Raw genomic sequence first — 6,339 nt, 5'->3', positions numbered from 1 at the left:
GCTCCAGTCGGCGAGGTTCGACGTGGCCTCTTGGACGGAGACGTCGAGCCATTGGCCGCGGCCGGTGTGGAGCCGATGATAGATGGCCATGGCGGTGCCGAAGGCGGCGGTGATGCTGGCGGTGTCGTACGCTTGTGAGCCCGGAGCCACAACCGGCGGACGATGCGCCGCTCCGGCGCGGTACAGCATGCCGCCCATGGCGTAGCCGATCATGTCGGTGCCGAGGTAGTTGCGATGCGGTCCGATCTGGCCGAAGTCGGTGATGGAGGTGATCACCAGTGTCGGGTGCGCGCGCAGCACCTCTTCCGGGGCGAGGCCCTGAGCGGCGAGGAAGCCGGTCGGGTTGGATTCAATCCACGCGTCCGCCGTATCGACAAGGCGATGCAGTTCGTCGCGCCCACCGGAAGTGGAGATATCGAGGCTCACGCCCCGCTTGCCGGCGTTGCGAAAGGCAAAGGCCAGGCTCGTTCGCTTGTCCAATGCCAGCGGCGGCGCCTGCCGGAAGGGCGAGCCTGATGGCAGCTCGACGTAGATGACGTCGGCGCCCAGGTCGGCGAGCACGCGCCCACACAGGGCGCCGCGTTCGTCGGTCATGTCGATGATGCGAAATCCACTCAACGGTTGCATGTGATTGACGTACTTAGCCGATGGTCAGCGAGCTGGTCAACGAGAACCACAGATCGTGCTGCGGGCGCCACCGCGTCTTGCGTTTGCTCCCCCTCCTTGCCAAGGGAGTGTCGATAAATGACCGGCCGCTGGTTTCGTATACCGTATTTTCCGCGTGCTTCCGTAGAGGCGCAGCATGCTGCGCCTCTACTTTCGGAGAAAATCGACACTCCCCTGCCCATGAACATGCGCCGTCCGTCGCCCAGGGCGTTGCCCTGGGCTCATGGATTGCCGCCCCTTCGGGGCTGAGACCACACGGATTGAAATCTTGAAGGATAGCAGCCCCAACGGGGCGGCCATTCATCAGCCCAGGGCATCGCCCCGGGCGGTGGCGTCGGGCGTGAGAACGGTTCATGGCCTCTCTAAGCCGGCGGCTTCGCCGGTTGGGTCTCTCAGGGAGAAGTTCGGCAAGTTGAGACCGAGCGACCGTATCCGATCGAGTTTTGAGCTCGTCGAAGCACGGTTCGGCGGCTTCTGGCGGAAGAGCGGCGCGAGAAAAGACTCCAATTCCAGCACCTAGCGAAACTGGCGGAATGACGCGAAGTTGGATAAAGAGAAGGATGGATGAAGTACCTCATTCTGCAACCCGACGGCGTAGCCGACCTGCCGATAGCCGAACTCGGCGACCGGACGCCGCTGGAATATGGGCGCACGCCGAACATGGATCGGCTCGCAAGTTGTGGAATACTGGGCATGACGCACACGATTCCCAAGGGCCTTCCCCCGGGCAGCGACGTCGGCACGATGAGCATCCTGGGGTATGACCCGCGCCGCTACCATACCGGCCGATCACCCATCGAGGCCGCAAGTATGGGGGTGGAACTGGGACCCGATGATGTGGCTTTTCGCTGCAACTTGGTCTGCATCGAGGACGGCGTGATGCAGGATTTCACCGCCGGCCACATCTCGACTGAGGAAGCAGGCGAGATCGTCCGCGATCTGCAGCGCCAACTCGGTACCGACGGGATCGAGTTTCATCCCGGTGTCAGCTACCGGCATCTGCTGGTGTGGAAAGATGGTAAGGTTTCAATGCGCACGACGCCGCCGCATGACATCACCGACCGCAGCGTCGCCGAGCACCTCCCGGACGGCGACGGCGCCGATGTGCTCCGCCGGCTGATGGCAGCCTCGCAGGAGATCCTGGCGCAGCATGCCATCAACCGTGCGCGCCGCCAACGCGGCCAGCGCCTGGCGACCTCGATATGGCTGTGGGGCCAGGGCAAGCGGCCCGCCCTGCCGACGCTGCGCCAGCGTTTTGGGATCGAAGGGGCCGTGATTTCGGCGGTCGATCTGGTCAATGGCCTGGGTATATTGGCCGGCCTCGAGGTCATCAAGGTCCCCGGCGTGACCGGCTTTCTCGACACCAATTACCAGGGCAAAGCCAGCTACGGCTTGCGCGCGCTACAGAGGAAGGATCTCGTGTTCATCCATGTCGAAGCCACCGATGAGACCGGCCACATGGGTGCGGTGGACAAGAAGATTCAAGCGGTGGAGGACTTCGACAGCAAAATCGTCGGTCCCATTTTGGAAGGGTTGCGTGAAGTGGGCGATTGGCGCTTGCTTATGACGCCGGATCATGCGACGCCCTGTGCCTTGAAGACCCACACCTCGGACCCGGTGCCGTTTGTGGTCGTCGAGGCGCGAGACTTGGAGACCGGGCGGAGTGCGCGCACATACGGCGAACGTGCGGCCGCAGCCACGGGATTGGTGGTTGAGGAAGCGCACACGCTTCTTCCAGACTATCTGGTGAAGGGCTGATTATGGATCGTAATTTGGCGCTCGAGGCGGTGCGGGTTACCGAAGCGGCGGCATTGGCTTCCGCCCGCTTGATGGGTCGCGGCGACGTCGCCGCCACCGATCGTGCGGCGACGGAGGCCATGCGCAAGGCCTTTCGCTCCATCGCCATCGAGGGCGTGGTGGTGATCGGTGAAGGGGAACAGGGCGACAGCGATTTGCTCTACTGCGGCGAGCGCGTCGGTACGGGCAGCGGTCCGGAGATCGATGTGGCGCTCGATGCGCTCGAAGGGCCGACGATCTGCGCCACCGGCGGGTTCAACGCGTTGTCGATCATCGCCTTCGCGGATCACGGCAGCTTTCTGCGTTGCCCCGACACCTACATGGAAAAGATCGTGGTGGGTGCGGAAGGTCGTGGCCTCATCGATCTCGACCAGTCACCGAAAGACAACCTGCGCGTCCTGGCTGACGCCAAGGGGGTGTACGTGGCGGACTTGACCGTGGCGCTCCTCGATCGCCCGCGCCATGCCAGCCTGGTGGCCGAGATCCGGCGGGCCGGCGCGCGCATCAAGCTGCTGAGCGACGGTGATGTGGCCGCCGGCATGGCCACCGCCAAGCCGGACTCGGGTATCGACATGCTGCTCGGGGTCGGTGGCTCGTGGCAGGGGATTCTGACCGCCGCCGCCATGCGCTGCAGCGGCGGCGATATGCAAGCGCGTTTCAAACCACGCAACGAAGAAGAGGCCGCCCGGGTGCGCGAGGCCGGCATCACCGATTTGAACAAGAAATACACTCTCGAGGAAATGGCCTCGCGCAGCGTCATGTTCGCCGCCTCCGGCGTGACCAACAGCGACATGCTGCGCGGCGTGCGGTTTTTCAAAGGCGGCGCCGTGACCAATTCCGTCGTCATGCGCTCGCGCACCCACACCCTGCGCTATATCGAAGCCATTCACCGCTTCGATCTGAAGCCCGAGTACTGAGCCTGGCGATGACATACGAGAACGTGCTTCTGCAGTATGACGGTGCGGTGGCGACCATCACCGTGAACCGGCCGCAGGCCCTGAACGCCCTGAACCCGGCAACGCTGGAGGAGCTGCTGCGCTGCTGTGAGGCGGTGCGGCAGAACCGCGAGGTGCGCTGCCTGGTGGTGACCGGCGCGGGGGAAAAGGCGTTCGTCGCCGGAGCGGATATCGCCGCGATGGTGGAGATGTCGCCGCTTCAAGCCCGCGCCTTCGCGCGCCGCGGACAACGGCTGATGCAGGAGCTGGAGGAGCTGGCGCTTCCGGTGATCGCCGCCGTCAACGGCTTCGCGCTCGGTGGCGGGCTGGAATTGGCCCTGGCCTGTGACCTGATCATCGCGGCGCAGTCGGCGAAGTTCGGCCAGCCGGAGATCAACCTCGGCATCATTCCGGGATTCGGCGGGACACAACGGCTGTCGCGGCGGATCGGCATCGCCGCCGCACGCCTGATGATCTACTCGGGCGACATGATAGGCGCCGACGAAGCCTTAGGCCTGGGTTTGGCGAACCGCGTGGTGGCAGCGGCTGAACTCATGCCTGAAGTGCGGAAGCTGGCGGCATCGTTGGCGGGCAAGGCGCCCATCGCCCTGCAGCAAGCGAAAACAGCAATCAATGTCGGTGCGGATGTCGACCTGCAGGACGGCTGCCGCTACGAGGCGGAAGCCTTTGCCGTGACCTTCGCCAGCGAGGACCGCACCGAAGGCATGCGCGCCTTCCTCGAGAAGCGCCGGCCGAGCTTCAAGGGCGCATGAAGGAAGCCGTGATGGCGTGGGAATCGTGCTACGCGACACCGCTGGAGACCGAGGCGCACGTGGTCAAGGGGTTTCTCGAACAGTACGGAGTTCCCTGCGTTCTCCAGAGCGACCGCTTCGGCGTCCAGCCCCTGACCTTCTGCGCCCTCGGGCAGATCAAGGTGCTGGTGCCCGAAGAGTGGTTGCGGGTCGCCCGGGGATTGATCAACGGTCGTCAGCAGCGCCGGGTGCGACTGGTGCCGCGAGGACGGCGTGACTAAGTCGAAGAGTGAATGGCTGCGCACCGTGTACCCACATTCGGCTGACCGACTGCGCGCCTATACGACCCTATCGGATCTGGAGGTGGACGCGGTGTACACGCCGGAGGACCACGCCGCATCGTCGTACGACGAGAAGCTCGGCCATCCTGGCGAGTACCCGTTCACGCGCGGCGCCTACCCGAGCATGTACCGGGGCAAGCTGTGGACCATGCGCCAGTTCGCCGGCTTCGGAACGGCGGAAGATACCAACCAGCGCTTCAAGTTCCTGCTGGACCAAGGGCAGACCGGGCTTTCCACCGCCTTCGATATGCCGACGCTCATGGGGTACGACGCCGATCACCCGCGTTCCCTAGGCGAGGTCGGTCGCGAGGGGGTGGCCGTGTCCAGTCTGGCGGACATGGAAGCGCTGTTCGCCGACATCCCGCTCGATCGCGTCACTACGTCCATGACGGTCAACTGCAGCGCCAGCGTTTTGCTGGCCATGTACTTCGCCATGGCCCAACGCCGGGGGATCGCCTGGAATAAGCTGGGCGGCACGATTCAGAACGACATGCTCAAGGAGTTCATCGCGCAGAAGGAATGGATCAGCCCGCCGGCGCCCTCGGTGCGGGTGATCGTCGACATGATCGAATTCTGCGCGCGCCAGGCGCCGCGCTGGCATGCGGTGTCGATATCGGGCTACCACATTCGCGAGGCCGGCTCGACGGCGGCGCAGGAGCTGGCCTTCACGCTGGCCGATGGCATCGGCTACGTGCAGGCGGCGATCGAACGTGGCCTCGAGGTGGACACCTTCGCTCCGCGGCTGTCGTTCTTCTTCAACGTGCACAGCGACTTCTTCGAGGAGATCGCCAAGTTCCGGGCGGCGCGGCGCATGTGGGCCACCATCATGCGCGAGCGCTTCGGGGCCAAGGACCCGCGCTCGTGGCTGCTGCGCACGCATGCACAGACGGCGGGATGCAGCCTGACGGCGCAGCAGCCGCTGAACAATGTGGTGCGCGTTGCCATCCAGGCGCTGGCCGGCGTGCTCGGCGGGACGCAGTCGCTGCACACCAATTCCATGGACGAAACCTTGGCCCTGCCGAGTGAACAAGCAGTGCTCGTCGCCCTGCGCACGCAACAGATCATCGCCGAGGAAACCGGCGTCGCCAACATCGTCGACCCGCTCGGCGGCAGCTACGCCGTGGAGGCGCTCACCGACCGGCTGGAGAAAGAAGCCTTGGCCTACATCCATCGCATCGATGAGCTGGGCGGCATCGTTCGCGCCATCGAACTGGGATACCCGCAGAAGGAGATCGCCGAAGCCGCCTACCGCTACCAGCAGGAGATCGATCGCGGTGAGAAGATCATGGTCGGCGCCAATAAGTACCAGATAGAGGATGAGCCGCCACTCGAACTCCTGCGGATCGGCGCTGACGTCGAGCCCAAACAAGTGCAGCGCGTGCGCCAGCGCAAACAGGCGCGCAACGCCGCGGCGGTCGGCGCGGCCCTGGCCTCGGTCAAGCAAGCCGCCGCGGATGGGACGAACCTGATGCCGCCGATCATCGAAGCCGTCAAACAGGAGTGCACCGTCGGCGAGATCTCGGATGTGTTCCGTGACGTGTTTGGCGTGTACCGCGATCCCGCGTGGATTTGAGATAGACTTCCGGAGGAACTAAGCGTGCCTGAGAAACGATTGCGAATTCTAGTGGCGAAACCCGGACTGGACGGGCATGACCGCGGGGCGAAGATCATCGCGCGTGCCCTGCGTGATGCCGGGTTCGAGGTGATTTATACCGGTCTGCATCAGACGCCGGAGATGATCGCTGAAGCGGCGGCGCAGGAGGACGTCGATGGCATCGGGCTCAGCATCTTGTCCGGCGCCCATATGACCCTGTTCCCGGCGGTCATGCAGCTGCTCAAACAAAAAGG

7 protein-coding genes are annotated in these 6,339 nt (G+C 64.5%); 6 read left to right on the top strand and 1 reads right to left on the bottom strand.

Translation table 11 applies throughout. The features are described from left to right. On the bottom strand, positions 1-627 hold a 627-nt coding region (locus VF515_20550), incomplete at its 3' end, for a CoA transferase (GenBank protein ID HEX7410016.1). A gap of 603 nt (positions 628-1,230) precedes the next feature. Here VF515_20550 and VF515_20545 point away from each other — a divergent pair. From VF515_20545 to VF515_20520, 6 genes are all read left to right on the top strand, one after another. Then, positions 1,231-2,424 carry a cofactor-independent phosphoglycerate mutase gene (locus VF515_20545; protein HEX7410015.1) on the top strand — a complete coding sequence of 398 codons (1,194 nt, stop codon included), beginning with the start codon at positions 1,231-1,233 and terminating at the stop codon, positions 2,422-2,424. A gap of 2 nt (positions 2,425-2,426) precedes the next feature. Beyond that, positions 2,427-3,380 carry a class II fructose-bisphosphatase gene (gene glpX / locus VF515_20540; GenBank protein HEX7410014.1) on the top strand — a complete coding sequence of 318 codons (954 nt, stop codon included), beginning with the start codon at positions 2,427-2,429 and terminating at the stop codon, positions 3,378-3,380. Between the two features lie 8 nt (positions 3,381-3,388). Continuing rightward, on the top strand, positions 3,389-4,171 hold the full coding sequence (locus VF515_20535; GenBank protein HEX7410013.1) for an enoyl-CoA hydratase-related protein: 783 nt from the start codon (positions 3,389-3,391) through the stop codon (positions 4,169-4,171). Positions 4,172-4,182: 11 nt separating this feature from the next. Continuing rightward, the gene (locus VF515_20530; GenBank protein ID HEX7410012.1) at positions 4,183-4,431 is read left to right on the top strand and encodes a hypothetical protein; all 249 of its coding nucleotides are present in this window, start codon (positions 4,183-4,185) and stop codon (positions 4,429-4,431) included. Further along, positions 4,424-6,064 carry a methylmalonyl-CoA mutase family protein gene (locus VF515_20525; GenBank protein HEX7410011.1) on the top strand — a complete coding sequence of 547 codons (1,641 nt, stop codon included), beginning with the start codon at positions 4,424-4,426 and terminating at the stop codon, positions 6,062-6,064. The genes VF515_20530 and VF515_20525 overlap by 8 nt, the downstream gene beginning before the upstream one ends. A 24-nt stretch (positions 6,065-6,088) precedes the next feature. Further along, positions 6,089-6,339 (top strand): cobalamin B12-binding domain-containing protein (locus VF515_20520; GenBank protein ID HEX7410010.1); only part of this gene is annotated, 251 nt, incomplete at its 3' end.

This window comes from Candidatus Binatia bacterium (assembly GCA_036382395.1).
In the GTDB taxonomy this organism is placed as follows: domain Bacteria; phylum Desulfobacterota; class Binatia; order HRBIN30; family HRBIN30; genus JAGDMS01.
This window is presented reverse-complemented; position numbering and strand designations above follow the sequence as displayed.